Annotated in this window: 14 protein-coding genes; 3 read left to right on the top strand and 11 right to left on the bottom strand. The window is 58.3% G+C overall.

The annotated features are described in order from the left end of the window. Nucleotides 1-122: 122 nt before the first annotated feature. The 5 genes from BLW10_RS10975 to zwf all read right to left on the bottom strand — a co-directional run bounded on the left by BLW10_RS10975 (nt 123) and on the right by zwf (nt 4,459). Nucleotides 123-881, bottom strand: coding sequence for a uroporphyrinogen-III synthase (locus tag BLW10_RS10975; protein WP_091334679.1), 759 nt, complete (start codon nt 879-881; stop codon nt 123-125). 3 nt (nt 882-884) lie between these two features. Beyond that, on the bottom strand, nt 885-1,811 hold the full coding sequence (gene hemC, locus BLW10_RS10970) for a hydroxymethylbilane synthase (RefSeq protein WP_091334677.1): 927 nt from the start codon (nt 1,809-1,811) through the stop codon (nt 885-887). A 207-nt stretch (nt 1,812-2,018) separates the two neighbouring features. Beyond that, on the bottom strand, nt 2,019-2,288 hold the full coding sequence (locus tag BLW10_RS10965) for a hypothetical protein (protein ID WP_245709339.1): 270 nt from the start codon (nt 2,286-2,288) through the stop codon (nt 2,019-2,021). Nucleotides 2,289-2,365: 77 nt separating this feature from the next. Next, nucleotides 2,366-2,866 carry a signal peptidase II gene (gene lspA / locus BLW10_RS10960; protein ID WP_091334675.1) on the bottom strand — a complete coding sequence of 167 codons (501 nt, stop codon included), beginning with the start codon at nt 2,864-2,866 and terminating at the stop codon, nt 2,366-2,368. A 123-nt stretch (nt 2,867-2,989) separates the two neighbouring features. Further along, nucleotides 2,990-4,459: a glucose-6-phosphate dehydrogenase gene (zwf, locus tag BLW10_RS10955; RefSeq protein ID WP_091334673.1), complete on the bottom strand. Its 1,470-nt coding sequence runs from the start codon at nt 4,457-4,459 to the stop codon at nt 2,990-2,992. 112 nt (nt 4,460-4,571) lie between these two features. Between zwf and glgA the strand changes: the two genes are divergently transcribed. Continuing rightward, nucleotides 4,572-6,089, top strand: coding sequence for a glycogen synthase GlgA (glgA, locus tag BLW10_RS10950; protein ID WP_091334671.1), 1,518 nt, complete (start codon nt 4,572-4,574; stop codon nt 6,087-6,089). Nucleotides 6,090-6,116: 27 nt separating this feature from the next. Here glgA and BLW10_RS10945 read toward each other — a convergent pair whose 3' ends face one another. The 6 genes from BLW10_RS10945 to BLW10_RS10920 all read right to left on the bottom strand — a co-directional run bounded on the left by BLW10_RS10945 (nt 6,117) and on the right by BLW10_RS10920 (nt 12,190). Further along, nucleotides 6,117-6,899, bottom strand: coding sequence for a PP-loop family protein (locus BLW10_RS10945; RefSeq protein WP_091334669.1), 783 nt, complete (start codon nt 6,897-6,899; stop codon nt 6,117-6,119). Further along, the gene (locus BLW10_RS10940) at nt 6,814-7,470 is read right to left on the bottom strand and encodes a metallophosphoesterase family protein (RefSeq protein WP_177169058.1); all 657 of its coding nucleotides are present in this window, start codon (nt 7,468-7,470) and stop codon (nt 6,814-6,816) included. The genes BLW10_RS10945 and BLW10_RS10940 overlap by 86 nt, the downstream gene beginning before the upstream one ends. Before the next feature lie 10 nt (nt 7,471-7,480). Next, nucleotides 7,481-8,488 carry a zinc-dependent alcohol dehydrogenase family protein gene (locus BLW10_RS10935; RefSeq protein WP_091334667.1) on the bottom strand — a complete coding sequence of 336 codons (1,008 nt, stop codon included), beginning with the start codon at nt 8,486-8,488 and terminating at the stop codon, nt 7,481-7,483. Between the two features lie 326 nt (nt 8,489-8,814). Then, entirely contained in the window at nt 8,815-9,879 is a 1,065-nt protein-coding gene (hemE, locus tag BLW10_RS10930; protein WP_091334665.1) for a uroporphyrinogen decarboxylase, read from the bottom strand. 146 nt (nt 9,880-10,025) lie between these two features. Beyond that, the gene (gene ispG / locus BLW10_RS10925) at nt 10,026-11,252 is read right to left on the bottom strand and encodes a flavodoxin-dependent (E)-4-hydroxy-3-methylbut-2-enyl-diphosphate synthase (RefSeq protein ID WP_091334663.1); all 1,227 of its coding nucleotides are present in this window, start codon (nt 11,250-11,252) and stop codon (nt 10,026-10,028) included. Between the two features lie 83 nt (nt 11,253-11,335). Then, on the bottom strand, nt 11,336-12,190 hold the full coding sequence (locus BLW10_RS10920) for a DUF4743 domain-containing protein (RefSeq protein WP_091334661.1): 855 nt from the start codon (nt 12,188-12,190) through the stop codon (nt 11,336-11,338). 227 nt (nt 12,191-12,417) lie between these two features. On the opposite strand from BLW10_RS10920, the gene BLW10_RS10915 reads away from it, so the two are divergent. Together BLW10_RS10915 and cysM are read left to right on the top strand one after the other, a co-directional pair. Then, a complete protein-coding gene (locus BLW10_RS10915; RefSeq protein WP_091334659.1) occupies nt 12,418-12,780 on the top strand; it encodes a hypothetical protein in 363 nt (120 codons plus the stop codon). Nucleotides 12,781-12,961: 181 nt separating this feature from the next. After that, nucleotides 12,962-13,846 carry a cysteine synthase CysM gene (cysM, locus tag BLW10_RS10910; RefSeq protein WP_091334657.1) on the top strand — a complete coding sequence of 295 codons (885 nt, stop codon included), beginning with the start codon at nt 12,962-12,964 and terminating at the stop codon, nt 13,844-13,846. The last annotated feature ends 85 nt before the right edge of the window (nt 13,847-13,931 follow it).

Below are 13,931 nucleotides of genomic sequence, written 5' to 3'. Positions count from 1 at the left end.
CGGACACATCGCGCCGATTCAAGCACTCAAGGACTGGCAACAACAATGCCCCGAACGCTTCAAAAAGCGTGTCTATAATCTCGCGGGACTTGACAATTAGCTTCGTCATCAGTTCCCGACACTCAAACGATTAACTCACACACCGCCTGTACAATCGACTCATCGGCAGCGCGTTCCGCCACCCGAATGGTCTGAAATCCCAAATCACGCGCTGTCTGCGCGGTGCGCTCGGCGATAACCACTAACGGCGTTGCCAGCAAATCAGCGCGTCCATCTTGACCGAGCATGGCGACCAAATTCAGCAACACTTCATCACTGGTCGCCATCACGCAGGCCACATCTTCGCGCCAGCGGGCCAGCAATGGCGCAACCGCGACCACTGGACGCACGCGCCGATAGACCTCAGCAAACTGCACCTCAGCGCCGCGCTCAGTCATCGTCTGCGCAAACAGCCCGCGCCCGCCCTCACCGCGCACAATCAGCACCCGCCGTCCGCGCATGTCGGCCAGCTCCGGCATGGCTAACAAGGCTTCGCTTTCGTAGCGAGCATTGGGCACCAGATCGGGCGCACGGCCAGCCGCTTCGAGCGCACGGGCGGTACCGCGCCCAACGGCTGCTAACTGCGCTACACGCGGCCAGCGTCCATCGGTGACCAGCGCCAGCGCCTGTTCAACGGCATTCGGGCTGACGCAATAGAGTAGATCCCAGGATTCAGCCAACCGCGCCCGCGCTTCGGGATCATGCGTTGGCTCAATAGCAATGGTCGGAAAACGGATGGCACATCCGCCCGCCGCTTCGATCAGGCGGCACAGTGGCTCGGCCTGACCAGCGGGGCGGGTCACCAACACGCCGCGACCAGCAAGATCGGCAGGCGTGGGCATGGCTCAATGTCCCATCAGTGCGCTCAGGATGGCATCTGCGCCCTGACCGAGTAGCGCATCGGCAACACGCACGCCAATCGCTTCGGCCTCAGTGCGCGGCCCGCTGGCCTCAGCCCGCAGAATGCGCGAACCATCGGTCGTCCCGACCAAGCCTTTGAGCGTCAACAGCTCGCCGTCGAGCACCGCATGACCGCCAATCGGCACCTGACAGCCGCCATTGAGCCGCGCATTCATCGCCCGTTCTGCCAGCACGCGGTCAGTGGTATCGCGGTCAGCTAACGGCGCGATGAGCTGTTGCACTCGCGCATCGTCAATCCGGCACTCAATGCCAATTGCGCCCTGACCAATCGCCGGCAGCGAATCAACCGGCGCGATGCAATCGCGGATGCGCGACTCGAAACCAAGCCGAATCAACCCAGCGGCGGCGAGAATGATCGCGTCATACTCACCAGCATCGAGCTTGGCTAAGCGCGTATTAACATTGCCGCGCAACGGCTCAATGCGCAGATCGGGGCGGCGGTCGGCGAGCTGACATTGACGGCGCAGACTCGATGTGCCGACACAGGCGCCTTCAGGCAGTTCGGCGAGACTGGCATAGGTATTGGAGACAAAGGCGTCATAAGGATTTTCACGCTCCATGATGACGGCCAGATGCAGCCCTTCGGGGAACTCGACCGGTACATCTTTCATAGAATGCACGGCAATATCCGCTTCACCGGCCAGCATTCCCTGCTCTAACTCTTTGACAAATAAGCCCTTGCCGCCGACTTTCGACAACGGCGAATCAAGCAATTGATCGCCCTTCGTCGTCATGCCGATGATCTCAACGATCAGATCGGGATAGAGCGCCTTGAGGCGAGCGGTGACATGCTCGGCCTGCCACAGGGCCAGCGGGGATTTGCGGGTGGCGATACGAATGCTATTGGACATGCTTAGATCCTGAGGTCAAACCGCGCCCGTCCACAGCGGGATAGACTGCGACACCGCACGCTAATCAGCGCACGAGGAGTGTCATAACGGTTTCAGATTGAATACACACTGTTTCACGCCACGTCAGGGCTGACGCAGCTTGGAGGGCGATTGTGGCATAGGATCGCCGGACAGGTCTTGGAATCGGCTGCCGCTTTGGTTTTAGCGTCAATGCAGATCGGGATGCTGGTGCTTGGTGTCGAGGATTTGTCTGGCCACGGCTTTATGCAACAGCGTAAACAGTTTGCGTTGCGCAAGGCGATGATTGCTGGTTAGCTCGCCGATTAACTCGAGCCGCGCTTGAAAATAGGCGACATCGGCTTCGAGCTTCGCTAACGCAATGCGCACCTCACGCACTTGAAGTGCGCGTTGGCGCGAGCTGTCCATAAACTCAGGCAATAGAGCTAACGGCTCGGCGGAATCGGCAGCGTTTGACATGAGGGGTCTCGGATGGTTGGTTCAGCTTTGAGCCTCCAGCTACCAGCTTTCAGCCGCTAATCTCGGATTTTTTCACCTTAATGCACATCCTGAGCGGGACGCGATGGCTCGCTTGTCAACGTAGCGATCAGCAGCAACACCACACCGACAGTAATGGCACTGTCAGCAATGTTGAAAGCGGGCCAGGGGTTGAAGATCGCCAGCGGAATAATCGGCAGATAGACTTGAATAAAATCAACCACATGCCCAAGCAGAGCGCGGTCGATGAGATTGCCGACAGCGCCGCCGATGATGAGCGCGAGCGCAGCGGCATTGAGGCGCTCGCTGCTAGGCAGGCGGAGCAACCAACCGATTAGCACCCCGCTGACACTCAGCGCGAGCACTACAAAGAACCAACGTTGCCAGCCGCCAGCAGCGGCTAAAAAGCTGAAAGCGGCCCCTTCGTTAAACATGAGCGTGAGGTTGAGATTGGGCAACAGGGCGATGACCTCATAGGGTTCAAGCGCCAAAAGCACCATCCATTTGCTGGCTTGATCCAGTGCGAGGATTGCCAGTGAAAGCCAGAGCCAGTGTTTCAAGCGGTGTGATCTCGATGCGTATTTTAAATTGCAGAAATGGTACCGCGACGGCTGGGCTTTGTCAGAATATCGCCGTCGCGACCGCTGCTAAACGCTCAACTCATCCCAAATTCAACCTGCGTGTTACAACCCATTGCGCCATGCTTGATCTTCACGATCAAACAGCCGATTAGCTTCCACCGGCCCCCAAGAACCGGCTGGATAGGTATGAATAAATTCGCGCTCTGTCGCCCAGAGTTTGAGCACTGGATCGACCACCCGCCACGCCCAGTCCACCTCGTCATAGCGCAGAAAATGCGTGTGATCGCCTTCAATCGCATCAAGAATCAGCGCCTCATACGCATCAATATGCTCCGGCGGGAGCGCACAACTGCTGGCATCCATATATTCAGTTTGAGTGCGCAATTCCAGCCCTGGCGGTTTAACCTGAATTTCAAAGCGCATACATTCATGCGGCTGAATATTCAGCAGTAGCCAATTCGGTTCGAGCCGTTCAATGGCCGTTGCTTGAAATAATCGCTGCGGCGGATGTTTAAAACGAATCGCAATCAAGGAATTAGTTTGACCGAGCCGTTTGCCAGTGCGCAAATAAAACGGCACATTGCGCCAGCGCCAATTATCAATATAAAGCTTGAGCGCGGCATAGGTTTCCGTGGTGCTGCGGTGGTCGATGCCGGATTCGTTCAGATAACCAGCGAGCTGCTGATCGCCCGCTCGCCCCGGCCCGTATTGGGCGCGGAATGCCTGCGCATGAACCGCCTCACGCGGAATCGGGCGGATAGAGCGCAACACCTTTACTTTTTCATCGCGTAATGCCTCAGCATCTAAACTCGGCGGCGGTTCCATTGCGACCAGCGCCAGCATCTGTAATAGATGACTCTGGATCATATCGCGCATGGCTCCGACCCCATCGTAAAAGCCAGCGCGATCCTCAATCCCGCGTGATTCGGCGTGCGTGATTTGCACATGGTCGATGTAATTGCGGTTCCACAGCGGTTCGAGCAGCAGATTGGCAAAGCGGAATACGAGAATATTCTGCACCGTGCTTTTGCCGAGATAATGATCGATGCGATAGAGCTGCGCTTCATCAAAACGGCGGCGCAATTGGCGGTCGAGAATGTTGGCGCTTTCCAAATCAAAGCCAAACGGTTTTTCAACCACCAGCCGCGACCAGCCGCCATCTTCGAGATGGAGATTGTGCGCGGCCAGCGCCTCGATGATGGTGGCGTAATGATGCGGCGCGACGGCGAGATAGGTCAGGCGATTGGTGGGAAATCCCTCAGCCCCACGTAGCCGAGCCGCCAGCGGCGCGAAATCCTCGGCGCGTTCCAGATCGCCGCTCACAAAATGCAAGCGTTGTAACAGCCGCGCCAGAATCGCTGGATCCAAGCGTGCCGCGAGCCGTTCAGTCAGCAATGCCGCGACCTGTTCGCGCCAGTCCTCATCCGACCAAGCCCGCCGCCCGAACCCGACCACGCGGCTGGCCGCTGGCAGTCGCGCCGCCGCTTCGAGCTGATAGAGCGCCGGTAGCAGCTTGTAGGCGGCTAAATTGCCGGTGGCCCCAAAGATCAACAGTGTGCAGGGATCGATCATCTAGCCGTTACCTCGATACAAAACAAATATGCTAACGTGCTGTCTTTCATCGGGTCTTGCTCCCTTCACCTCTGGCCGCCCGCGCCACTGCGCCGAGAACGAAACACACCGCATGGAGTCGTCAATCAACCCCTTTGCTTTTCCAGCCCTTGAGCCGGAGCGTTTGCGCATCCTCGTCGCCAGCAGCGAGGCGCATCCTCTCATCAAAACCGGCGGGCTGGCCGATGTTGCTGCCAGTTTACCCGCCGCATTGCGTCAACTAGGACACGATGCGCGGCTGGTCATTCCGGGCTATCCGCTGGCGTTGCGTCAGGTGCGCGAACCCAAACCCCTAGGTGAAATCCGGCTGCCCGGCTATCGAAATACTGTGCGGCTGGTCGAGGGTCGCCATCCCGATCAGGATGTGCCCGTGTATCTTGTTGATGCACCGGATTATTTTGCCCGCGAAGGCAATCCATACTGTGATCCGACTGGCCGCGATTGGGGGGACAATCCTGACCGTTTTTTGCTGTTTTGTCGCGTGCTGGCGCTGATAGCGCAGGGCATCGCCGCGATTGGCTGGCGACCGGATGTATTTCACGGCAACGACTGGCAAACCGGATTGGCTCCGACCCTATTGCAGGATGCGCCCTGGTCACCGGCGCGGGTGTTCACGATTCACAATCTGGCCTATCAAGGGCTGTTTGATCGCGCCACCTTTGAGCGTCTCGAACTGCCGCCGACGCTCTGGAATCTCGCGGGACTGGAATTTCATCAGCGCCTGTCATTTATCAAAGGCGGCATCGTGTTTTCTGAGCGCATCAACACCGTCAGTCCAACCTATGCCGAAGAAGTGCGCACGGCGCGGTTTGGCTGTGGACTCGATGGGCTGTTGCGCCAGATCGGGCCGCGTTTTAGCGGAATCTTGAACGGCATCGATTATCAAGTCTGGAATCCGACCAGCGATCCGCTGATTCTCCAGAACTATGACGCCGAACGCTTCGGACTCAAGACCGAAAACAAACTCGATGTGCAACGCGAACTCGGCTTGCCGCGCAGTGAAGATGCCTTCGTGCTCGGCTATGTCGGGCGCTTGGTGGAACAAAAGGGCGTGGATTTGATTCAGGCGATTCTGCCCGAATTGCTGCAAGATCCGCGTGTGCAAGTGATGATTCTCGCCTCCGGGGAGCGACGCAGTGAGCAGGTATTATTAGATCTTGCGGCGAGCAATCCGCGTCAGATCGGCGTGTTCGTCGGCTATGACGAGACCCGCGCCCATCGCATCGAAGCGGGCTGTGATGCGTTTTTGATGCCCTCGCGCTTTGAGCCATGCGGTCTGAACCAGATTTATAGCCTGCGCTACGGTACGCCGCCGATTGTCCATCGCACCGGCGGGTTGGTTGATACGGTGGTACCGGCGACCGCCGAGAACTTAGCACAGGGAACTGCAACCGGCTTTGTGTTCGATGAGCCGACCCCAGCGGCGCTGCTTGGCGCGGTGCGGCACGCGATCTGGTTATACCGTGAACAGCCCGAGGCGTGGCGACGTTTGGCCGTGACTGGTATGGGGCAGGATTTCAGTTGGGAATCGAGCGCCCGCCGGTATGTTGAGCTGTATCGGGCGGCGATTGCTGAAGCGTCAAATTGCTAAATACGCACTGAGCGACCAAAACCCCCATCACACATCCCTGCGCCCCGGCTGCGGTAATTCCCCCTCAACCATAATCGGCTTCAACGCATGGAGAATGCTAGAAAATAGCGTGCTGTGCGCGGCTTCTTCGCGGGCGAGCAAGGCTTTCATCTGCTCGCGGCGCGTCGGTAGCGTAAAACAAGCGGGGCAGGAATCAGGGATCACCGGCAGCGCGGCGCGACGGGCAAACTCAGCGGTTTGGCGCTCGCGGCAGTACACCAGTGGGCGAATGATGCGCACGTCGCCATCTTGATTGCGATAGTGCGCTTTCATCGTGCGCAACTGACCGCCGTGAAACAGCGACATCAGCAAACTTTCGGCCAGATCGTCGAGATGCTGGCCTAATGCCAGCACGTTATAGCCATGTTCGCGGCACAGGCGGTACATGATGCCGCGCTTCATCCGCGAGCAATAGGCGCAAAATGAATCGCCGTCCATGTGCGTTTTGGCCTGTTCTAATAACGGCTGCTGTTCATAATGCCATCTTAGGCCGAGTTGATCGTAATAATCCTTCAGGCGCTGCGGATCATAGCCCGGTACTTCGGGATCAACGGTGAGTACGGCCAGCTCAAATCGCACCGGCGCATAGGTGCGCAGATGGGCCAAAATCTGAAGCAATGAGAGCGAATCTTTGCCGCCGGAGACGCCGAGGAGGATGCGGTCGCCCTCCCCGATCATGCGGAAATCAGCGATGGCCCGCCCGACTTGGCGGAGCAGGGATTTGGGCGGTTTGACTAATGCGCGGCTTGGGGAGAGGTTGGGCGTGTTCATGCCGCGCAGTGTAGCGCACTCCCCGTTTTGGCACCGAGAGCGGAAAGCGGTAGCTTTCAACGCGCCATTCATCGGCATCGGCACTCAGCACTAGACAGGACGGCCCGCCGTGGGTGCGCGACCGCCCCGCTGCCCCTGGGTTGAGCACCCAGGGTCGTGCATCGAGATCGACTTCTAACTGATGACTGTGGCCGTAGACAATCGCCCGCGCCTCGGGAAAGCGTGCTCGCAACAGTGCATGACGCTGACGTGCCGGAAGTTGATGTCCATGAATCAGCGCCAGCGTCCCGCCGGGCAGCGGCTGCGCTAACCACTCCGGCAGATGCACCAACAGCCGACGATCTTCCTCTGGCCATTTACGCGCCACATCATTATTACCAAAAACGGCCAACACCCGCCCCAAGCGCGGCTGAAGCTGCGACAAAATCGCCGCATGACCGATATCGCCCGCGTGTAGCGCCAGATCACAGTCATCAACGATCTCGCGCACCCGCGCATCCAGTGCGCCATGCGTATCCGACAACAGCGCCACACGCACGCGCTTTAAACTTGGCAGGGTGTTCACGTCCATCTCAATCGCATCATCGGTCGCGCTCCAGATCCAACACCAGCTTGCCGGTCACATGCCCCTGTTCCAGCAGCCGATGCGCGTCTGCCGCCGCTGCCAGTTCAAAAGTGTGCGAGACATGCAGCCGCAGTTCACCGCGATCAATCAATTCGGCACAGCGATGCAGAATCTGGCCCTGATGCATCCGCGCTTGCGGCAGCTCGCGGAGCATTGGGGTCAGCATCAATTCTAAACTCAGCCGCAGATTGCGCAGTCGTGCTTCTTTCAGATCCAGTTCTGGGCCGGGATCGAGAATGGTCACCAGATCGCCAGCGTATGCCATCGCCGGAATCGTGCGCCGAAAAACCTCGGGGCCAACGGTATCGAGCGCCACCGCGACACCCTGACCTGCTGTCCAGTCCATCACCGCTTCGACAACATCTTCATCGTGATAATTGATACAGAACTCCGCGCCCAGCTCATGCGCCAGCGCCGCTTTTTCGGGACTACTAATCGTGGTGGCGACCCGCGCCCCCGCGAGCCGCGCTAACTGAATCGCCACATGCCCGACACCACCCGCACCGGCATGAATCAGCACCTGTTGACCGTCAGCAATACGCGCACGGTCGTGCAACGCCTCCCATGCAGTCAATAACACCAGCGGCGCGGCAGCGGCTTCAAGCAGACTCAGCGTCTGCGGTTTAGCGTGTACCCAGTGCTGATCGATCACGCGATATTCAGCATAATTGCCCGCCGCCCCGCCCAGCCCACCATGACACCACCAAACCGCATCACCCGGCTGAAAACGGGTCACATTCGCCCCCACAGCCTCGACCACTCCGGCCCCATCGCAACCGAGCACCGTCGGCAACCCAGCGGGGAGCATCGGCCCGCGCTGACGGATTTTGGTATCAATAGGGTTAACACCCGCCGCAGCGACGCGAATCAATAGTGCTTCGGGGCTGGTTAATGTCGGTTGCGGACGTTCGACCAGCCGCAACACCTCGGGGCCGCCGGTTTCTTGGATTTCGATGACGTTCATCTGCAACAAACCCTCTAATTTTCAGGTTTTACACCGCGCACGCCGAATAATCGATCGCTGTGGGAGCACGAGCGCCGCGTTAAGTCCATAAACTGAGTATGACGCACTCGGCGCAGAGAATGCAGGAAAAATCTTGACAGCGCCCGACGCACGGCATTGGTTCAGCCGTCGGTGCGCAAGGTTCCGTAGCGGATGGGATTTGGGATGTGCCGGTGACGAAGCTGGCGCGGGATTTATAGCAGATTAGCTTTCCGCGTTTTTCCGCGTTTTCAGCGGCTTATTTTTCGGTGACGAAGCTGGCGCTTCGCCACCAGAAGACTGCGCGATTAAGCGTGATAAGCGCGGCTCAACTCATGCACTGCCGCGATCATCGCCGCCGGACGCTCGGGGTCAACATCGGGCGTAATACCATGCCCGAGATTAAACACATGCCCCGACCCCGGCCCATAACTGGCCAGCACCCGCGCCACTTCCTCGCGGATGCGCTCTGGCGAGGCATAAAGCGTGCATGGATCCATATTGCCTTGCAGCGCCACGCGATCTGCAACCATCCGCCGCGCATCAGCCAGATCAGTCGTCCAATCAACACCCAGCGCATCACAGCCGGTTTTGGCCATATCACCCAGCCACTGCCCGCCATTCTTCGTAAACAGAATCACCGGCACCTTCCGACCTTCGGCCTCGCGGGTCAGCCCTTCGACCACGCGCTGCATATAAGCCAATGAAAACTCACGATAATTCGCCGGAGCCAGCGAACCGCCCCAAGTATCGAAAATCATCGTCGCCTGCGCACCGCGAGCCACCTGCGCATTGAGATAACTCGTCACCGAAGCGGCGACTTTTTCCAATAACCGATGCAGCAGCGCCGGTTGATCGAACATCATCGCCTTGATTTTAGAGAAATTCTTGCTCCCGCCGCCCTCGACCATATAGGTCGCCAGCGTCCAGGGACTGCCCGAAAAACCAATCAGCGGCACCCGCCCATTAAGCGCCCCGCGAATCGTCGAAACGGCGTCCATCACATACTTCAGCTCGCCCTCGGGATCGGGAATCGGCAACTGCTCGACATCGGCTGCCGTGCGCACTGGGCGCTCAAAATGCGGCCCCTCGCCCTCGGAAAAATACAGCCCCAAACCCATCGCATCCGGCACGGTCAGGATGTCAGAAAACAGAATCGCGGCATCGAGCGGATAGCGGTCGAGCGGTTGCAGCGTGACCTCACAGGCCAGTTCTGGATTCTTGCACAGATCCATGAAACTGCCCGCTTTAGCGCGGGTGGCGCGGTACTCAGGCAGATAGCGTCCGGCTTGGCGCATCATCCACACAGGCGTGTAAGCAACAGGTTCACGCAGCAGGGCGCGGAGAAAGGTGTCGTTTTGCAACTGGGTCATGGATCGGCTCGATGATCGTAAAAGGATGAACACTCGGCAGTTAAGCGAACCATTCTACTACGGTCGGGGGGCGCGGGGGGCGCTGGCGTGTTGGTAATCTGTCGCATCCCGCACAGGACGCGACAGACGCGCTAACCCGCTACACCCTACTGCCCATAACGCGCCGCGATATAGTCATCAACCATCCGCTTAAACTGCTCGGCAATACCCTCGCCCTTGAGTGTGGCGACTTTTTCGCCATCGATATACACCGGCGCGGCTGGCCGCTCACCACTTCCGGGCAAACTGATACCAATATTGGCGTGCTTGCTCTCGCCGGGGCCGTTGACGACACAGCCCATCACCGCGACCTGCATGGTTTCAATGCCCGGATACTGGGTGCGCCAAACCGGCATCTGTTCGCGCAGATAGGTTTGAATATCTTTGGCGAGATGCTGAAAGGTATCGCTCGTCGTGCGCCCGCAGCCCGGACAGGCCGTGACCATCGGCGCAAAGGAACGCAACCCCATTGATTGCAGAATTTCCTGCGCAACCACGACCTCACGGGTGCGCGATTCGCCCGGCTCGGGGGTGAGCGAGACGCGAATCGTGTCGCCGATGCCTTCTTGTAGCAACACCGCGAGCGCGGCGGTCGAGGCAACGATCCCTTTTGATCCCATACCCGCTTCAGTCAGCCCGAGATGCAGCGCATAGTTGCCCCGCGCTGCCAGCAGCCGATAGACGCGGATTAAATCCTGCACCCCGCTCATTTTGCACGACAGAATGATGTGATCGCGGGCCAGACCGAGTTGCTCGGCGCGTTCGGCGCTGGAAATCGCCGATTCGACCATCGCCTCGTACATGATTTGGCCACTGTCTTGCGGCTGGGCAAGGCGAGCGTTGGCATCCATCATGCGGGCGACGATTTCTTGATCTAAGCTGCCCCAGTTCACGCCGATGCGCACCGGACGGTCATAACGGCAGGCCAGCTCGATCATGGTGGCGAATTGACTGTCTTTTTTTTCGCCCTTACCGACATTGCCCGGATTGATGCGATATTTAGCCAGCGCCAGTGCGCACTCGGGATAATCGGTTAGCAGTCGATGGCCATTAAAATGGAAATCACCCACCAGCGGGACATGACAACCCTGCGCATCGAGCGCCTCGCGGATCGCGGGCACGGCTTGGGCGGCGGATTCGTGATTAACCGTCAGGCGCACCAGTTCCGAACCGGCGCGGGCAAGGTCGGCAATCTGCTGGACGGTCGCAGCGATATCGGCGGTGTCGGTATTAGTCATCGACTGGACGACGACCGGCGCACCGCCGCCGATGGTCATTGACCCGACGGTCACAGGCAAAGTTTGGCGGCGCTGAGGGGGAGTGGTGTGGCTCATGGGTTTGAAGACTGCGTTATGCGTGGGCAATGTGGATGGGATCAGGCGGCAGGAGCGTGGGAAGCGGTTTCGGTTTTTTTGATTTAGGGCAGTGGTATGCGCAAGCCGGCCAGCAGTTCCAGATAATCCGGTTCGTCGGGAGTGATGAAGCCGTGCCGGATTAAAAAATCGATGATGGTCAGATTGCAGTTGAGCTTAAAGTCATCGGTTTCGCGCACCAGCGCCGCGACCTCAGCGAGCGGCAGTCGCTGAAACGATTCAACCTCACCATCGGTACAGACTGGCACAAAGGCTGCGGGCAGTTCCAGATCATAGCAATACATGACATCTGGCTTCAGCCCCGCTGCCGCCTCGCGGCAATAGGTAATGGCTCCGACTGCGACGGCTTGATCGGCCAGCGCACGCGGGATGCCCGCTTCCTCGGCGCATTCCTTGCGCAGATTATCTATCAGACTCAGCCCGTGCGGGAGTCCACCGGCGACCAGATTATCCAGATGCAGCGGATAATGCCGCCGATCCGCCGCCCGCCGCCCGATCCACATTTCGATCCCGTGCGCGGTGCGGACATAGCCGTTGAGATGCTGGCCGAACGCTCGCGCCCCAAAAAAGGGCGCACAGGCGCGATCAAGCAGACAAACGGCCTGCTCGCGGCTGCTGGCTGTCAGCGGATAGCGTTCGCTGTGCAAGTGGCTGACAACGCCGTCTGCGATTAACTGTGCGCAGAGGGTATCCAGCACTGCCGTGCGGGCGTCAAAGGTCGGCGGTGCGCCGCTCCAAGTTACACCTTCCGGCTCGACCTGAAACTGTTCTGGCCAGCGGCGTAGCAGGTCGCAAGCCGAGCGGCGCATCCAACCAACCCGCGCTCCGTCAAGCCATAGCGGCACAAAATCAGCGGGATTCCACGCATTACAAGCACGAATTTTGTCGAGAAAACTCACGGGATAGACCTACAGTGATGGGAAGCGGTGAGCTTATAGCGGTGAGTGGTTAGCTGCCAGCCGCCGCGATCACGCCATTATCCGCAAAAGCGCAGACCAGACTGAAAGGCATTAGACCGCAGCAACGTTGGTTTAAGTCAACATGATTTCATAAAAATGACTTTTGCAGTAACGGTTTATTTTTGGCTATGATCATCATACCGAACGCTTAACCGAGGTTAAAAATCATGCATTTTCGTCTACGTGGCAACAATGTACAGCTTGTGAAATCACTTCCTGATGCACAGTTGGGACGCGCTAAACCAACCCTCGTCGGTTCAGCGAATCTGATCACAGGGCAGTTAAACGAACGGGCTGAAGCGGCCTTGTCTGATGCGGAAAAAGCTGAGGTGGCTAAGTGGCTAGAAAAGCGTCGTGACTTTGAGCGCAAGAAGGCTGAAGTAGAGATTCTCGGATTACCGGATACGCTGGCCTTAGCTGTGCAACGGTTGCCTGAGATGGAGCCTGAGCAAGCGCGTGAGTTGGTAGCAGAGCTGATTGCTGCGCTGCAAAATATACGGCGTGTAGCCAGTCGGCATGGATTGATTTAAGGTCAGGTCAGGTGCGATGCCTTCTGGAACGCAGAATTTCGCTATCGCATATCGAACTCGATCCGCGTCATGGCATCTGGCGGCGCACGAAGCTGCTTTCCTATAAATTATGGCACTACCACTTCAACCCATCAGCTTGAGCTGGTGGGTTGAGTAACGAAATTGGAATCAGATAATCAAAATGACTCATCCAACCATTGAATCATGCGTCGGTCGCACGCCGCTGGTGCGATTGCAGCGCCTGCCCGGAATGGGCCGCAATCAACTGCTGGCTAAACTCGAAGGTCATAATCCCGCCGGTTCGGTCAAGGATCGTCCGGCGCTGAATATGATCCGTTGTGCCGAAGAACGCGGCCTGATTCGTCCCGGCGATACGCTGATTGAGGCCACCAGCGGCAATACCGGCATTGCGTTGGCGATGGCCGCTGCAATCAAGGGCTATCGAATGCGTCTGATTATGCCCGAGCACATGAGCATTGAGCGGCAGGGCGCGATGCGGGCGTTTGGCGCTGAAATCGTGCTCACACCGAAAGCTGGCAGCATGGAAGCAGCGATTGATGCCGCGCTCGAAATGGAAGCACGCGGCGAAGGCTATCGGCTCGATCAATTCTCTAATCCCGATAATCCCGCCGCGCACTATGCGACCACTGGCCCCGAAATCTGGAGCGAAACCCAGGGGCGCGTGACCCATTTTGTCAGCGCGATGGGCACCACTGGCACCATCATGGGCACCGGGCGTTATCTCAAAGAACAACAGCCAGCGGTGCACATTATCGGCGTGCAGCCGGATGAAGGGTCGAATATCCCCGGCATTCGGCGCTGGCCGCAGGCGTATCTGCCGCGCATTTATGATCCGGCAGGTGTGGATCGGATCATCGACATCTCGCAAACTGTCGCCGAGCAGATGACCCGCGAACTGGCGGCTCGTGAGGGGATTTTTGCCGGCGTTTCTTCTGGCGGCGCGGTTGCGGCGGCGCTGCAACTGGCCGCCGAGGTCGAGGATGCGGTGATTGTCGTCATCATCTGCGACCGTGGCGACCGTTATTTATCAACCGGACTGTTTTAGGCAATTTTCTAATGGAAGATCGTAAATAGACAGGATTTACAGAATTGCTCAAGATTAACAGGAAAAACAATAATTTATATCCTGT

It is taken from the genome of Allochromatium warmingii (genome assembly GCF_900107145.1).
GTDB classification, from domain to species: Bacteria; Pseudomonadota; Gammaproteobacteria; order Chromatiales; family Chromatiaceae; genus Thermochromatium; species Thermochromatium warmingii.
This window is presented reverse-complemented; position numbering and strand designations above follow the sequence as displayed.